The sequence below is a fragment of the Dyadobacter sp. CY356 genome, assembly GCF_021440195.1.
Lineage (GTDB): Bacteria > Bacteroidota > Bacteroidia > Cytophagales > Spirosomataceae > Dyadobacter.
Map to the genome: position 1 here is coordinate 460,129 of NZ_JAJTSZ010000001.1, position 15,290 is coordinate 475,418.

Sequence of the window (15,290 nt, forward strand, 5' to 3'; positions counted from 1 at the left end):
AGTGATTTCTATACGTTCAGTACCCCGGAAAGATTATGAATTTCAGTAAAATAAAGATTGGTTAATCTATTCCAGTCCAGGCAAAGACTGTAATTCCTTCCTCTTTTTGAAAACTGCTGCCTTAGCATGGGATCGTTTATTAAAATCTGCATTTTCTCAACATAATCGCCTTCATTTTCAGGATGGCACTTAAATCCGTTGACTCCCTGGGTAACCAGGTCAGCGGATCCGCCTCCATCGGCTATAACACAGGGTAAACCCGAAGCCATCGCTTCTAATACGACATTGCCGTAAGTTTCCGAGATTGATGTAAAAAGAAAAATATCCGAAGACGCATAAAGTTGCGAAAGCTGCAAGTGGTCAAGCGTGCCTGTGAAAATGGCGTTTTGCATGCGCCTCTGACAATCTATTTTTGCGGTTCCGTCACCGGCAATAATAAAGTTATAAGGAATTTCATTTTCCTGACAATAGTCATAAATCCTGATCAGCGTTTCAAGATTTTTTTCCCAGACTAGCCTGCTTGCAAAAAGGATTATGGGATGATCATTCTGTGTTAAGGATCTTGCAAAACCGGTAGTTTTTTTGTCAGGAGAGAAAAGTGATGTATCAATCCCACGTTTCCAAATCTTCATTCTTGCCGGTTCGATCCCCATTTGGTACATTTCTTCTTCAATGCTTTCTGATGGGACATAAATCACATCGCACTGGTTATAGAAGCTCTTTTGAGCCAGACATAATTTTGCTTTTGCAATATCAATCAGAAAGGGTGCCTTGCTTAAATAGTAATCCAGATAGGCGATGAAATGTGTATGGTAAATAGTGAGCACCGGCAGATTTTGATTTTTTGCATATTGCAGGCCAAAATGCCCCAGAAATGCTGGTGTTGCAATATGAACAATGTCCGGGCAAAAGTTGTCAAGCTTTCTTTTTAGTTCAGTTTCCGCTAAATAGGGCAGTGCCATGGTGTAGTTCTTATTGAAAGGCAGCGAAACACTTGGCACAGTGACACAGTCAAAATCGAAAATTTTCGCTGGCCCGATCCCGCAGATAAATAGAAATTCGAACTCCTCCCTTGGTATGCGCTTGATGATCTGAAACATGGTGCGCGAAGCACCATCGAAATCTTCTATCAGGATTTCGGCAAAAAACGCGACTTTGATCTTCTTCATGATGAAGTGCTTAGATTTAATCCAAGCCATAAAGATATACCGCTGTTCAAATTTGAAACAGGTTAAATGCAATGATTACAATTACTTAACAATGAATGGAAGGTCTGGTGCACACAGATCAATAAAATACATATTGAATCTGCATGTCCAATTTTCTTTGACTTGCCGGTTAGGAAGCAAACTTAAATGTGAAGTTGTTTCAATGAGCTGCACATTCCGGAATTCTGTCGCTACTTAATGTAAGATGAACCGGCTATTACCCGACTTTTTTCAACTATAAAACCCTAATTGAATTTTAGGGAGTTATAGTAGTATCTTATTAAGTGTATTATTTAAATAATTATATTTCATAATATTCAGGTTTCCGTGGCTTAACAAGCAACAGATACCTTTGGGCTTCTGATAATACTGTTGTAAAGGGGTTTTATGTATTTCACTCAACTGTCAATTATTTATTTTGTCCAATTTTATTAACTATTATGAATAGAATTTTTATACCTATTATTCCTGTGTTTCTTGCAGGCATTTTGGTTTTTACGCCTAAAAAATCCAATGCTTTGGATTTGGTATTTAAGCCAATTGGCAGCCCTGTAAAACACGGAGGCATTATAGAGAAAATCACTGTCAGTGGAAAGGTTACGGATGAAGGAGGAGTGCCGCTGCCCGGTGTTAACATACTTGAAAAAGGCAGCAACAAAGGTGCTTCCACAGATGCAGAAGGCAATTTCTCACTTGAAACTTCTACGGGTTCGACGCTCGTGTTTTCATTCCTTGGATTTATTGCCCAGGAAGTGGTTGTTTCCAGTGTTCAGCCTGTCCGTATTTCGTTGAAAGAGGATGCTTTGATGCTTAACGAGTTTGTCGCCGTTGGCTATCAGACCATGCGGAAAAGTGATCTTACCGGCTCAGTTTCAAGCGTCAAATCAAAAGAACTGAATTTGGCTGCTCCTACAATCGGGCAGGCACTGGTTGGTAAGCTTGCCGGTGTGCAGGTATCTCAGGTGAGCGGAGCGCCATACACAAGCACAAAAATCCGTGTGAGGGGTATAGGCTCGATCAATGCAAACTCAGATCCTTTGTATGTGATTGATGGATATCCGGCAGGAAATGATGTATTCATCAATCCAAATGATATTGAGTCGATCGACATTTTGAAGGATGCAGCTTCCGCAGCCATTTATGGTTCCAGAGCATCGGGTGGGGTCGTTCTGATTACTACCAAGCGGGGTAAAGACGGAAAAGGTAAACTGGAATATGATGTTCAGACCGGGTTCAATCAGGTTAGCAAAAAAGTGAAGCTGATGAACTCCTCAGAATTTGCACAGCTTGTAATTGACGGAAGAAATAATTCTTACCGCGATTTTGTAGAAAATTCCGGAGCAGTATGGTCTGACGCCATGAAATCGGACGATAACGCAACAAGAACCAAAAGAGTTGGAAACGGTGGAAGTATCACGATCCCGGAATCCATTTATAACTTCGCTACCCAGCAAATGATCACACCTGCTGTGGACACAGACTGGCAGGATGAGCTTTACAGAAACGGCGTTTTCCAAAGACATAATGTTTCATTTTCCGGAGGTAAACAAGATCTTCATTATTATTTGAGCGGCGGTTATCAAAATCAGGATGGTTTAATCGTCGGTACCGGACAAAAGCGAATCAACCTTAGGGCAAACATTGATGGCAAGGTCAATGATAAAATTACAGTAGGCGGAAATTTCTCTTTTACGCAAAACGAAAACCAGGAGATCCAGGAAGGACGCTATGATCACAGTCCGGTAATGGCTGCGCTTCTTTATGCTCCTTTTCTGCCATCGCACAATGCAGACGGCAGCATTGCAAAATTTGGTATGGGCGCGTTATCTGCCGGAAACTTCGGAATCCAGAATCCGGAAAACCCGGTAGCACAGGCAACAGAAACAAACATTAACCGGAAGGGGCTCAGAAGCAGCTACAACGTAAACGCAACTTATCAGATCATTAAGGATTTATCCTTCAAGGTCAATCTGGGTATGCTGACCTATAATGAAAAATACAACTATTATTTGCCGACCAGTCTGAGCTCGGGAAACTTTGCACCATATTCGGTTCAGGCACAGACAGCAGCGAAAGCTACTGCACAGACCATTACCCAAATTGATCAGCTTGCAGAGTTTACCCTGAATTATAACAAACAGTGGGGCAAACACCACGCAGATGCTTTGGCAGGTTACACGATTCAGAAAACAAGCAGTGACCTGATTAAAGTTTCTGCCCAGGGTTTCACAAACGACCGGATTCAGGAAATCTCTGCCAAAGGAGCTGACGCAGCGTTTTTCTCGCTTGACAAGGCTGAAAAATATGTTTACTCACTGCTTTCATATCTGGGACGAGCAAATTATAATTATGATAACCGCTATTTTCTAACCGCAACTTTCCGTACAGACGGGTCGTCGCGTTTCGGGGCGTTGAACCGCTTTGGTTATTTTCCTTCCGTATCAGCTGGATGGAATATTTCGGATGAATCTTTTTACCACAGTTTTCTGGGGGCAGAATCAACAGTTAAATTACGTGCGAGCTGGGGTTTAAGCGGTAATAACAACATTGGTAATTACAACTCCCAGCAAGTAATGGCTTCCCCGGGTGGTGTGGTTTTTGGAAACAATACCATTGCATCTGCGCTTTGGGCTGGTGGTGTCAAAGATCCGAATCTGGGATGGGAATCTACCTCACAGTTTAACGTAGGTACCGACATTACACTTTTAAAGGGACGGCTTGGGCTTATGGCCAATGTTTATCTTAGTAATTCTTATAATCTTTTGTTTAACCAGTCTATTTCAGCTATTTCGGGTTCAGCGATTGCCGGAAACTCATCGATCCTTACCAATCTCAAAGATTCGAAAATACAAAATAAAGGATTTGACTTCCAGGCTGATTGCCGGCTTGTTTCTGCACGTGATTTCAAATTAAACCTGACGGGAAATATTTCGCTTAACCGAAACAAGGTACTGAACATGGGCGGCGCCGGGACGATTATTACCAACGGAGCAGAAAGATCCTATAAAACGCATATTACCCAGCAGGGTTCCTCGGTCGGAATGTTTTACGGGTTTAAAGTACTTGGCATTGTCACACCTGAAAATATAGGTGAAGTCGCTCCGTCAACAGCCACCAGTCAAAAACTAAGACTTGGTGACCTTTACTTTGAAGATGTCAATAAAGATGGTGTGGTGAACGATGCTGACAAAACTGTGATTGGTAATCCATATCCGAAGTTTACATATGGACTGGGATTAAACGGTAGTTACAAAAACATTGATTTCAGCACTTCTTTTAATGGGTCTTACAAAAATCAGGTACTGGATGGTCAGGATTATTACCTATTTAACCTTGAAGGATCTGGGAATCAATATACAGAAGTTAATCAGCGGTACCGTTCTGAATCTAGTCCCGGAAATGGATCTGTGTACAGGGCCACACGCGGTGCCTCGCAAAGTAACAGCACCCGGTTGTCTACATTTTACATTCAGGATGGTACTTATTTCCGCTGCACCGATATTACAATTGGTTATACGATTCCTAACCTGTTAAACGGCAAGCTGGGAATTAGTAATGCAAGGATCTATGCCAGTGTTAATAACGCTTTTACATTGTCCAAATATAAAGGTTACAATCCCGAAGTAGATTATAACAACGGATCAAATCTGACACCTGGTGTTGATTACGGGGTATATCCGCTTGCAAGAGGTTATAATTTAGGTGTTAAACTTGTTTTTTAAAATAGAAGAAATGAAAATGAAAAATATATATTTATCCGTGTTCAGCCTGATGCTGGTGATCGGAGCCAGTTCTTGTAACGACCTTTTGGAGCAGTCCGACCCGAATGCTGTCACAGTGGACGATTATTTTAAAACAGAAAACGATATACAGCTTGCTGTAAACGGCATTTATCAGTCTTTAAGGAGCTCAGATGCGGTAGGGGAGAACAGTGGTCTGTATACCGACGAACGCTCTGATGATACCGGGACCAATGACAATCAATCCAATTCAGGAGAGCCTTTTCAATTTAATAACTTTTCGTTGCTGCCAAGTAATACCTGGCTGAAAAATCATTGGAATGCGCTCTATCAAACAATCACGCGAAGCAATATTGTACTTTCCAATATTGACAACATAACGTTCTCAGATGCCGAAAATAAAGCGAAACTGACAGCAGAAGCTAAATTTCTAAGAGCCTACATTTATTTTCAACTGGTCCGTAAATGGGGGGATGTGCCTTTGGTAACCAAGCAGTTGAAAACCACCGAGGAAATAACAATGTTTACCGCCCGGGTCAAAAAAGAAGAGGTTTACAACCAGATTGTATCGGATTTGAAAGATGTAATCGCATCACCTCTTGCTAATTTACAGACTGGTGCAAATGTTGGCAGGGTCTCAAAAGCTGCGGGGAACGCGCTGTTGGGACAGGTATATCTGACTATGGCAACGACGCTGGATCAGTCAGGAAAGGCAGCTAATCTGGCCAGTGCAAAAACATATCTTGAAGCAGCCTATGCAATGAAAACCTTTGGCAGCTTAAAGGAAATCCCATACACCGATGTTTTTGATGTAGCCAAAAAGTCTACTTGTCCGGAGCTTATCTTTCAGATTGTAAACAAACAAGGCGATTTGAATTACTCCTCAACTATTGCAGCAACTACTCAGGCAAAAGGAGAAACTATTAATTCTCTGAAACCATCAACCGGAACAGGTACCAACGTCACACATGACCTGGTCAATGATTATGAAAAGGGAGATCTGAGAAAAGATTTTTCTATTAAATATGCCAGTGATGTTACTGTGCAGGACTGGTTCATTACAAAATTCAGAGATGCGAGCACAACAGCAGGCGTCAATGGCTATGGTGGAAACGACTGGGTATTGATTCGGTATGCAGATGTGATTTTGATGCTGGCGGAGGTAAATATGTATCTTGGAAATGACACGCAGGCAATCACTTATCTTGATATGGTCAGAGAAAGAGCCAAAATGCCAGCCTATGCAGTTAGTAAACTTGATGCTTCTTACAGCAGTAAATACCCGACCTTAAAGCTGGCAATCCTGCATGAAAGGCGTGTAGAGCTTGCCTTCGAGCATCACCGCTGGTTCGATTTGCTCAGAACTTTCACAACCCAGGAACTGATGAGCTATATGCAGTCTAAAAATCAGCAGGATTTTGGAAACGCAAAGCTTAGTAATTTCTCCTTGAAAGACCGTTATTATCCAATACCTTTTGATGAAAACAAGCTGGATCCGGTTAAAATGTACCAGAATGAGGGTTATTAGAAACTCTTGACTAACTTAATAATTCAGAAACGGCAGCCGGACGCAAATCGTGACGGCTGCCGTTTCTTATTGATATGAATGCCATGTGTTTGTAAACAAATAGTCGGCAAGTTTGTCATAAGTTTATTATCAGACCCCATGCTGTTTTATGAAATCCTAAAAACGCTATTAATTCAACAGATCAATTTTTTGCCAGATATTCCCTGACGGCATTCACGGATGTACCGACCGCTTCAACTGCCTCATTGAGCTTTCCTCTTGAAACACCAAGTGCTTCAGTCCAGTAAGCCACTTCATAATTTTCATTTATATTGATACGGCTGCTATCTGCCGGTCCCACTTTTGTTTTATCATCTGCCATGATTGTTAGTGTTTTGGTTTGAATCGCGATGGCTACAAAAGTCATACCTCCCGGTATGGAAGAAATGCTGGTACATTGAGATTTTGCTGAATCAATTATTTGCATTCAGGCTGGTCAAACGCATTCATTAGAGCAATGGTTGACATGGCACATTTTTATTACAAAGTTGCACATCAAATCATAATGATCAAACTAAATCAGAACATGAAGAAATCCAGTATATCACGTTATCGCCACAGCCATGCCAACTGAACTGATAACCAGGTGCAGCAAAATTTTAAAAGAAAAAGGATTGTCTATTGCCTTTGCAGAAAGTGCAACAGCAGGGCGGCTTGCATCAGAATTTTCCCTGACCGAAGATTCGGGCAGCGTTCTTAAAGGAGGCCTGGTTTGTTACGACGCTCAGGTGAAGGTGGATGTTTTAGGTATGGATCCTGGATTTATCAATGAATTCACCCCGGAATCAGAAGAAGTCACAAGAGAACTGGCTTTACGACTAAGGAATCTGATCAAGTCTGATATCCAGGTTGCCGTTACGGGACTGATTTCTCCTGGTGGCAGCGAAACGCCAAAGAAGCCGGTAGGAACTATATTCATTCATGTGTTGATAGGAAAAGAATCCATCGCAGTAAGAGAAGTATTGGAAGGATCACCGGAGCAGATCGTGCTTCTGGCCGCAGATCTGGCCTGTAAAACAATTATGAATGAGTTAAGCCAACAGGCTTCTGAGTAAGATCAACGTTGGCTGTGAAACGATCCGGCTAATATTTACCAATTTATTACACAAGAAAAACATGAGCTCTTTATCAAATCGTCAGTCATTTTTTTATAAAAACGGGTTGGGCATAGTAGCCCTGACTTTATTCGCAGTGGCACTTGTCGGGCAGGCACTTACCGGCTGGCATGAGCATAATTCAGAGACCCAACAAGAAGGTGGTGCTGCCATTGGATTGCTTATGTACCTGGGCAGCGGCCATTTTATTTCTGCCACCTTTGAAAATTTTGAAAGTGAATTTTTACAAATGGCCTTATATGTAGTTTTGACTGTCGGACTTCGTCAAAAAGGATCTGCTGAATCCAAATCACTTGATGAGCCGGAAGAGGTTGACCGCGAGCCTGTCGCCAGTGCTGACGCCCCGTGGCCGGTTAGACAAGGAGGGCTGATTCTGAAAATTTATGAGAACTCTCTGTTTCTTGCATTTGGTATTCTGTTTTTGATTAGCTGGGGATTACATTTTTACGGAAGCTGGGTAGATCATAACGAACAAAATCTGCTCACAGGCCAGCCGCACGACAGCGTAGCTGATTATTTGTCTCAAGCCAATTTCTGGTTTGAATCCTTTCAAAACTGGCAAAGTGAATTTTTGTCGATAGCAAGCATTGTGCTGCTCACGATATTTTTAAGACAGAAAGGATCGCCCGAATCCAAGCCGGTTGATGCACCAAATTCAGAAACAGGTAAATAATAAGATTAGAAAACCAGTAAAATGCTGCCCTGATAGCCAGCATTTACTGGTTCAATATGTAACAGTCCAGGATTTCTTATAAAGATGTAACCTCCGATGAAATCATTTGGATTTGATTAAATGCATCCACAAGTGCTTCATACGGTCGATATCCTGTCATGATTATGCCTTTTCCACCTTTTGTAAATGTCATCGTCGGAAAACGGCCGATTTTGTTATAAGCTACCTGGCGCAGATCAGAGCGGAATGCATCGCGACTTTTGTCATTATCATAATCGTCGGAAAACTGGTCAAAATCCAGGAATTCCGGATGATGTACTCCAACGTTATAAGCGATTTTCAAAAGCACATCTTTTTTAGATATATCCAGCGAATCTGCCATAACAGCTTTCCATGCAGCTTTCAGGAAAATTTCTGATGCCTGAAAACTTTGAAGAGCAGCGGTTTTGACAGCAATACATCCCGGATAGGATGAAGCCGGCGGGTTATCGATCCAGATATTTTCATTGATAGCAGCACCCGTCTTGTGGCGGGCTTCCATCCAGATGGGCCCCATTTGCGCCGGTCTGCTTACAGAATTAAAAGGATCATTAAATTTTTTCCAGTCAGCGATCATACCACCCAAACAATATGAATAGGTGATCTCGTTTTGAAAGTCTTCAATAAAACGTTGCCAGTGCGTTTGAAACGCCCAACTCCAGCAACAGAGCGGATCGGTATAAAAAACAATTTTTACCCGATCCGCCTGATGGTTCATCAATTCCAATTTAGTTCTGTTTACAGTTCACTGATCAAACCGCCTGTTTTATCATATGTGCTCCACTGCATATCGATTTCCTCGGTAGCACTTGTGATTTCCTCGCTTCGAAGTTTGCTCAGCTCGGCTTCAAGTTCTTTGATTGTTTTTTGGGTACGGTCCGTTCCTGTTGGCGTCATATTGGTAAGACCCTCTGAATCCAGTACTTGCTGTAAAGGATCTTCAATGTATTGCCAGGTTTCGCCAAGTTGGGTACTGCTGCCTTCATTCCATGGTCCGCGGGCCTCAGATCCACTTGACATGTTGTAATAAAGATTACTATATCTTGGATCACCCTGAAGAATACCAGGTGGGAAGTTAGGCTGGATTGTCGCCAGGGCTGCTTCAAACATTTGATAATGAGCGATTTCTCTTGTCATCAGGAAATTAAGCGTTTCCTTGACATAAGGATCGTCGGTGAATTTCATAAGATACTCATAGACGATTTTTGCCCTGGATTCGGAAGCAATATTTGAACGTAGGTCCACGGTTAAATCCCCGTTCGCCGTTACATAAGCAGCCGTCCAGGGAATACCGTTACTATCCGTTAAAGCCGGTCCACCTCCTGTAAGAACGCCAAAATGAGGGTTGACAATGGCTTCATGGATGAAATCTTCTTTTGCCGCTGTTCCGTCCAGCAGTTTCATGATTTCGGATTCATCAGAAGCATTCTTCAACTCGCCATTTACTCCGCTTAATAACATCTGGATGGTAGCCCCAACAATTTCAAGGTGACTAAATTCCTCTGTCGCAATATCCATCAGCAGATCATACTTGTCCGGATACGGATTTTTGACACTGAAAGCCTGCACAAAATACTGCATCGCAGCTTTAAGCTCGCCATTACTACCGCCAAACTGCTCCAATAGCAATCTTGCAAATTTCGGGTCTGGCTTAGATACTCTTGCGTTAAACTGTAATTCTTTGACGTGATAAAACATAGGCTTATTGGTTTGGTTGAGAATCCCGGCCCTTGTAAAAACCTGTGCCATAGATCGTATGGCTACTTCGGTAATTAATTTCTACAAGGTGGGGAAACAGCAAGGTTGGAGCGGATATTTTTTTAAAACATTTTATTTACGGGATTTTTGAATAATGCGGCGGTTTCAAAAAATTCATGATTATTATAGAATCTGATCAATGTAATTTCCTGTGAAATAACCCGGATTTTTGAATTCTTGATGCCATCGGGATATTATAATTTGGCACGGTTTTTACTATGCCCCAGCGAATTTTTTATACCACGTTCCGGAAGAATACTTCCACGCTATAACCAGGAATTCAGTTATGGCGTCGTGTCAACAATACGCTTTCCAATAAATTCTTCAATTAACTTTTTCACTTAAATTAAAGATGTCAATGAGATCGATTCTTCTTTTAACAACATGTGTACTGCTTGCAGCTATACTGGCTTTTTCGGACAGGTTCATTAGTGATTCTATGGATAAGGCTTTTGTACTTTCTGCCGCGGATGGTGGAATGCTTGAAGTCAAACTCGGCGAGCTGGCTGTCAAACGTGCAGCAATGCCAAAATTTAAAGATTATGGCAAAATGATGATCAATGATCACACGAAGGTCAACAATGAACTTAAAGCACTGGCTAAGAAAAAAAAGATCAGCATTCCTGCATCTCTGAGTGCTGGAAAGCAACAGCTGCTTGATAGCCTGTCTGCAATGACCGGAGAGAGTTTTGATATGCTTTATATGAATATGATGATTGCTTCTCATGAAGAAACAATTGGGCTTTTCCAAACAGAATCAACCAGTGGAAAGGATGCAGATTTTAAAAAATGGGCAGATTCAAAAATTCCGGCATTAAAACATCATCTGGAAATGGCCAAAGGATTGTTTCCTGATAAATTGCAGGGAGCAACAAATTAAGATTTTCGTATTCTTTTAAGGTCTGGGGCAGTACCTTATCGTAAGGTTACAAATAAAGATTTATGGATTTTGCCCTTCATTTCAGTCGAGCCAGAATTCGCAGATAGATTGAACTGTACCCCGTAAAATCTGGAATTCAAAAGGTTTTAGAATGACTGCGTTTGCCCCGGCCAGATAGCACTGCTGCACCTGATAATCTGAAAAATCATTGCTCATGATCACAACAGGAATGTCGTGTTTGATCATTACATTATTATTTTTCGGATTTTTAAGCATTTTAAGCAGCTGTAATCCATTAATTCCCGGCATATTGAGATCCAGTACAACCAGGCCTGGCATTGGTGACGCTTTTGTGAAATGTAATGTCTCTATATGCTGATGACATGCTTTTGCACTTTCAAAGAACTTCACCGGATACGACTTTTCAAGTCCTTTTAGTACTTTGAAGAAAATAAACTGGTAATCAATATTGTCATCTACAACGAATATTTCCCGGCCCATAAAATAAATGTTGATTCTTGAAAAAAATTAGGATTTGACGTATTTGCGGCGGGTGATAAGTAAAACCATGCCTGCCCATGTTGGGGAATTCAAAATAAATATTAAAATTGTTTAATATTTAATAGAAAAACTTGGATTATAAAAGGGTAAATACATTTCAGTTATAATACTGTTATAGCCAGTCTGAACTGACTATGCCTGATTTTAAAAAGTTAATTAATCAACATTGTTTTCCAGGTCTGGCTTTTCGATTGCCGCCAATGTCAATCCGAAAATTATGTGCGCTATGATCAGCTGGGCATAAAAACCTTTTTTGTTTGTCTTATGAATACCGTGCTGATTTTGAAATAACATTTGCCATGAAAGAATCCCGGTTAGTCCGGCAATTGCCCCATAAAAAAGTCCGTTTCGAAAAGTTGCTTTTTTATTTTCAAACTTCAGGAAGAGTTTGTAGCCGGCTGCGAAACCTGCTCCTATAAGATAATGCGTAACCCAGCCAGATGGCAGGGAAATTTTTTCTTTTACATCCACACTTTCAAAGAAATCAGCAAGCAGTTCAGGTTCTCTGAAATTTTTATTCTTTTGATCAGACACCATATAGCTGAAAAACGTCATGGCAGATGTTGCCGCTACGGATGATAACACGACTTTGGCGGCTGGTTTCATTATAATCAATTTTAAAGATTTGGCATTGATTCAGTTGATTGTGAAGTTGGTAAAACACGTGCCATTGATCCAGGGAATTTCCACAGCGAGATAAGCCTTATACTATTCTTTGTTACCCGGGAAATTTATTTTGGTTAAAAATGAAAAATGTTTGGGCATGATATTTATCTACTCTCGCCGTCAAATTTTTTTTTCATCACAAACTAAAACGGAGAAATATGCTAGCAATGAATTATCGGGGGCCATACCGAATTCGTGCAGATCGTACGAAACCAATACCACAGATCGAACATTCCGGCGATGCAATTGTGCGGGTGACCCGGTCCTGTATCTGCGGTTCTGATCTTCACCTTTACCATGGATTAGTACCTGATACAAGAATTGGGACAACTTTTGGACACGAGTTTGTAGGCGTTGTTGAAGAAATCGGATCAGATGTAAGGAATCTGAAAGTGGGCGACAATGTCCTGGTTCCATTTAATATTTCCTGCGGCAAGTGTGTGTTCTGTGAGCAGGAGCTTTATGGGAACTGCCACGAGTCTAATCCCGAAGCAACGGCCGTAGGCGGTATTTTTGGTTATTCCCATACAGCGGGTGGATTTGCCGGAGGACAAGCTGAGTATGTGCGTGTTCCCTATGCGGATGTCGGGCCAATGATTATTCCGGATGATATTGACCATGATGATGCGGTGCTTTTGACTGATGTTGTCCCCACCGGCTATCAGGCGGCAGAAATGGCCGGAATTAAACCGGGTGATACGGTTGTGGTATTTGGCGCAGGGCCAATCGGAATAATGGCTGCCAAATGTGCCTGGCTTTTTGGTGCCGGACGTGTCATTGTGATTGATCACATCGAATACCGCCTTGAATTTGTAAAACAATATGCACAGTGCGAAGCCTATAACTTCCGTTCGCTTGAAGATCCCGTACTTTTCATTAAAAAATCAACAGACTGGCTTGGTGCAGATGTCTGTATTGATGCAGTCGGTTGCGAAGCCGCAGGAAGTGCCTTCCAGACGATTACAGGAAGAAAACTGATGTTGCAGGCTGGCTCTGCCACTGCCTTGCACTGGGCAATCAATGCTGTGAAAAAGGGTGGGATCGTGTCAATTGTCGGGGTGTATGGGCCAACCGGAAATATTATCCCAATCGGGAATGTGGTTAATAAAGGAATTACAATCCGTGCTAACCAGGCCTCGGTCAAACGTCTTCTGCCGAGATTAATAGAGCATGTCAGGGCTGGCCGAATTGATCCAAAAGGTATTATCACGCACCGCGTGCCACTGGAAGAAGTTTCTGATGCCTATCATATTTTTTCAGCCAAACTGGATAATTGTATCAAAACAATCCTGATCCCATAAGCCAAAAATATAATCATCATGAAAAAAACACAAAAGGATTATACTCACATCAATGGCTGGGGTATTGATCAAAATCCAAGTGACGTACCGGCTTATCCGATGAAACACCGGACAGAAAATGATAACAAAGGTATGATTTGGGAGCGGCCTGCCATGCAGCCCGAGACGGTGGAAATACTTCATTCAAATGAACGTCCTGGGTTGACAGCTGTTTTTGGAACTCCAATCCCGCCATCCGGTATAAGCGGTAATATCCGCCGGTTTGCCTTCAGATATAGTGAGTCGCATGCTATGCACTGGCTTGCACTGCTTTTTGCAGATCGTGTTCAGATGTTTGAGGGAATTGCCGACGATTTTAAATCCGGTTATGTTCCTGACCTATTTTCAGAACTGGGCGGGCGGGCCGAATTAAAGCATAATCCCGCAGGCCTGGTTAAAAAAGCCTTAGTTGGCATTGCACTGGCGAGTCTGGTGGTTGTGCTGGTGAGAAGAAAATAATACAAACTTTAATTATCAACAAACTAAATGTTAAAATTATGAAAAAGTTAAATTTAATGATCTGGCTTTCTGTGATGGTTTTTATTGCGGGTGCCTGTAAGGACGACGATGATGATAATCAGGATGATGTGACAAATGCTGTAACTGATAAAGACAGAAACTTTATATTAAATGCTGCCGACGGCGGTATGTTTGAAGTGATGGCTGGCCAGATGGCCGTAACAAAAGGTGACTCGATGTACAATATGGTCATGACCGATTCTATGAGTGTGCGCTCTTTCGGTCAGATGATGGTTACGGATCATACAACGGCCAATAACGAGTTGAAAGCACTTGCGGATGAACGTCAGGTTACTATACCAACCACGCTGACTACCGCTAAACAACAAAAGATCGATAGTCTTACTGCTGCAAGTGGCCAGGCATTCAATCAGATGTATATTAAAATGATGGTTACCTCTCATCAGGAAACAATCAATCTGTTTCAGACAGAGTCTACTGGTGGCGATGATACTGAAATGAAAACTTGGGCATCCGGTAAGCTTCCTACGCTTCAACATCACCTGGAAATGGCACAAATGATGCAGGATTCAATTCAATAACAATTAAAACGTGCAAAAAAGCATCTGTTTTTTTAATACTGCCCCAAATAGTCACACACTATTTGGGGCAGTATTAAAAAGTAATTGAAATAACACAGGCGCATTGCAAATTTTGGCATAGATATTATGCAGAAATACATTGATTTGACAAACAGACCAATGATAGGGAAAAAGGTATTACTAATCATAAACGAGTAAGACGACCATGATCATTTCTGAAATAAAAACGCTGGTATTTTCACCAAAAGTTGTACTGGACGGCATGCCTGCCGGATTCTCAGGAAGCTTTAAAATGCTGCATATGGAAACCGGTCAGCTGTATCAATACCGGGTTCATGTTCCTAAACATGTATACGTAGGAACCCAGATGTCCGGATGCGGTAGCCGGGAAGAAGATTTAAAATGGTGGCAGTGCATGTTTTATGGACTGACTAAATTTATCGCAGATTACAACAACTCATACGGCCACCTGCCATCTGATCAGAATACCTACAATGATCGCCGTGGTTATACTTCGGATCGGCAGCCATTCGGAGAAAAGATTCAATTTGTAGTAGAGGAAAAAAAGCGTCGGTTTCTGGAAGATAAACAGGTGGTGCTTTACAGCAATACCACCAACAATATCAACGTAACTTCTAAAACTGAACAAGGAAGATTTCACCAGGCGTGAACTGTCGCAGCC

Annotated in this window: 15 protein-coding genes; 9 read left to right on the forward strand and 6 right to left on the reverse strand. The window is 41.7% G+C overall.

The genetic code is table 11. The features are described 5' to 3' along the window. Nucleotides 1-8: 8 nt before the first annotated feature. A complete protein-coding gene (locus LXL81_RS02000) occupies nucleotides 9-1,169 on the reverse strand; it encodes a glycosyltransferase family 1 protein (protein ID WP_234645026.1) in 1,161 nt (386 codons plus the stop codon). A gap of 479 nt (nucleotides 1,170-1,648) precedes the next feature. Between LXL81_RS02000 and LXL81_RS02005 the strand changes: the two genes are divergently transcribed. Together LXL81_RS02005 and LXL81_RS02010 are read left to right on the forward strand one after the other, a co-directional pair. Further along, a complete protein-coding gene (locus LXL81_RS02005) occupies nucleotides 1,649-4,930 on the forward strand; it encodes a TonB-dependent receptor (RefSeq protein WP_234645027.1) in 3,282 nt (1,093 codons plus the stop codon). Between the two features lie 16 nt (nucleotides 4,931-4,946). Further along, a complete protein-coding gene (locus LXL81_RS02010; protein WP_234645028.1) occupies nucleotides 4,947-6,476 on the forward strand; it encodes a RagB/SusD family nutrient uptake outer membrane protein in 1,530 nt (509 codons plus the stop codon). A 181-nt stretch (nucleotides 6,477-6,657) separates the two neighbouring features. On the opposite strand, the gene LXL81_RS02015 is transcribed toward LXL81_RS02010, so the two are convergent. Next, nucleotides 6,658-6,942 (reverse strand): DUF3606 domain-containing protein, encoded by a 285-nt coding sequence (locus LXL81_RS02015; protein ID WP_234645029.1) that lies wholly within the window; start codon nucleotides 6,940-6,942, stop codon nucleotides 6,658-6,660. A 136-nt stretch (nucleotides 6,943-7,078) separates the two neighbouring features. Here LXL81_RS02015 and LXL81_RS02020 point away from each other — a divergent pair, with 136 nt between their 5' ends. Continuing rightward, a complete protein-coding gene (locus LXL81_RS02020) occupies nucleotides 7,079-7,570 on the forward strand; it encodes a CinA family protein (RefSeq protein ID WP_234645030.1) in 492 nt (163 codons plus the stop codon). A gap of 61 nt (nucleotides 7,571-7,631) precedes the next feature. Next, nucleotides 7,632-8,303, forward strand: coding sequence for a DUF6766 family protein (locus LXL81_RS02025; protein WP_234645031.1), 672 nt, complete (start codon nucleotides 7,632-7,634; stop codon nucleotides 8,301-8,303). A 76-nt stretch (nucleotides 8,304-8,379) separates the two neighbouring features. On the opposite strand, the gene LXL81_RS02030 is transcribed toward LXL81_RS02025, so the two are convergent. Then, nucleotides 8,380-9,060: a DsbA family protein gene (locus LXL81_RS02030; protein WP_234645032.1), complete on the reverse strand. Its 681-nt coding sequence runs from the start codon at nucleotides 9,058-9,060 to the stop codon at nucleotides 8,380-8,382. A 20-nt stretch (nucleotides 9,061-9,080) separates the two neighbouring features. Next, nucleotides 9,081-10,040 (reverse strand): manganese catalase family protein, encoded by a 960-nt coding sequence (locus tag LXL81_RS02035; protein WP_234645033.1) that lies wholly within the window; start codon nucleotides 10,038-10,040, stop codon nucleotides 9,081-9,083. Nucleotides 10,041-10,458: 418 nt separating this feature from the next. Between LXL81_RS02035 and LXL81_RS02040 the strand changes: the two genes are divergently transcribed. Continuing rightward, nucleotides 10,459-10,980: a DUF4142 domain-containing protein gene (locus LXL81_RS02040; RefSeq protein ID WP_234645034.1), complete on the forward strand. Its 522-nt coding sequence runs from the start codon at nucleotides 10,459-10,461 to the stop codon at nucleotides 10,978-10,980. Nucleotides 10,981-11,061: 81 nt separating this feature from the next. Here the strand turns inward: LXL81_RS02040 and LXL81_RS02045 are convergent, their stop codons facing one another. Together LXL81_RS02045 and LXL81_RS02050 are read right to left on the reverse strand one after the other, a co-directional pair. Then, complete coding sequence (locus LXL81_RS02045) at nucleotides 11,062-11,481, reverse strand: response regulator (RefSeq protein WP_234645035.1); 420 nt, start codon at nucleotides 11,479-11,481, stop codon at nucleotides 11,062-11,064. A gap of 216 nt (nucleotides 11,482-11,697) precedes the next feature. Continuing rightward, nucleotides 11,698-12,147 (reverse strand): hypothetical protein, encoded by a 450-nt coding sequence (locus tag LXL81_RS02050; RefSeq protein WP_234645036.1) that lies wholly within the window; start codon nucleotides 12,145-12,147, stop codon nucleotides 11,698-11,700. A 218-nt stretch (nucleotides 12,148-12,365) separates the two neighbouring features. Here LXL81_RS02050 and LXL81_RS02055 point away from each other — a divergent pair, with 218 nt between their 5' ends. The 4 genes from LXL81_RS02055 to LXL81_RS02070 all read left to right on the forward strand — a co-directional run bounded on the left by LXL81_RS02055 (nucleotide 12,366) and on the right by LXL81_RS02070 (nucleotide 15,278). Beyond that, a complete protein-coding gene (locus tag LXL81_RS02055; RefSeq protein ID WP_234645037.1) occupies nucleotides 12,366-13,508 on the forward strand; it encodes a zinc-dependent alcohol dehydrogenase in 1,143 nt (380 codons plus the stop codon). Between the two features lie 18 nt (nucleotides 13,509-13,526). After that, nucleotides 13,527-14,006 carry a hypothetical protein gene (locus LXL81_RS02060; protein WP_234645038.1) on the forward strand — a complete coding sequence of 160 codons (480 nt, stop codon included), beginning with the start codon at nucleotides 13,527-13,529 and terminating at the stop codon, nucleotides 14,004-14,006. Between the two features lie 38 nt (nucleotides 14,007-14,044). Next, entirely contained in the window at nucleotides 14,045-14,608 is a 564-nt protein-coding gene (locus tag LXL81_RS02065; protein WP_234645039.1) for a DUF4142 domain-containing protein, read from the forward strand. Between the two features lie 205 nt (nucleotides 14,609-14,813). Further along, nucleotides 14,814-15,278: a hypothetical protein gene (locus LXL81_RS02070; RefSeq protein WP_234645040.1), complete on the forward strand. Its 465-nt coding sequence runs from the start codon at nucleotides 14,814-14,816 to the stop codon at nucleotides 15,276-15,278. Nucleotides 15,279-15,290: the final 12 nt, after the last annotated feature.

Coding starts and splice junctions, on each gene's coding strand:
- LXL81_RS02000 (WP_234645026.1), bottom strand. CDS start 1,169: ATGAAGAAGATCAAAGTCGCGTTTTTTGCCGAAATCCTGATAGAAGAT.
- LXL81_RS02005 (WP_234645027.1), top strand. CDS start 1,649: ATGAATAGAATTTTTATACCTATTATTCCTGTGTTTCTTGCAGGCATT.
- LXL81_RS02010 (WP_234645028.1), top strand. CDS start 4,947: ATGAAAAATATATATTTATCCGTGTTCAGCCTGATGCTGGTGATCGGA.
- LXL81_RS02015 (WP_234645029.1), bottom strand. CDS start 6,942: ATGCAAATAATTGATTCAGCAAAATCTCAATGTACCAGCATTTCTTCC.
- LXL81_RS02020 (WP_234645030.1), top strand. CDS start 7,079: ATGCCAACTGAACTGATAACCAGGTGCAGCAAAATTTTAAAAGAAAAA.
- LXL81_RS02025 (WP_234645031.1), top strand. CDS start 7,632: ATGAGCTCTTTATCAAATCGTCAGTCATTTTTTTATAAAAACGGGTTG.
- LXL81_RS02030 (WP_234645032.1), bottom strand. CDS start 9,060: ATGAACCATCAGGCGGATCGGGTAAAAATTGTTTTTTATACCGATCCG.
- LXL81_RS02035 (WP_234645033.1), bottom strand. CDS start 10,040: ATGTTTTATCACGTCAAAGAATTACAGTTTAACGCAAGAGTATCTAAG.
- LXL81_RS02040 (WP_234645034.1), top strand. CDS start 10,459: ATGAGATCGATTCTTCTTTTAACAACATGTGTACTGCTTGCAGCTATA.
- LXL81_RS02045 (WP_234645035.1), bottom strand. CDS start 11,481: ATGGGCCGGGAAATATTCGTTGTAGATGACAATATTGATTACCAGTTT.
- LXL81_RS02050 (WP_234645036.1), bottom strand. CDS start 12,147: ATGAAACCAGCCGCCAAAGTCGTGTTATCATCCGTAGCGGCAACATCT.
- LXL81_RS02055 (WP_234645037.1), top strand. CDS start 12,366: ATGCTAGCAATGAATTATCGGGGGCCATACCGAATTCGTGCAGATCGT.
- LXL81_RS02060 (WP_234645038.1), top strand. CDS start 13,527: ATGAAAAAAACACAAAAGGATTATACTCACATCAATGGCTGGGGTATT.
- LXL81_RS02065 (WP_234645039.1), top strand. CDS start 14,045: ATGAAAAAGTTAAATTTAATGATCTGGCTTTCTGTGATGGTTTTTATT.
- LXL81_RS02070 (WP_234645040.1), top strand. CDS start 14,814: ATGATCATTTCTGAAATAAAAACGCTGGTATTTTCACCAAAAGTTGTA.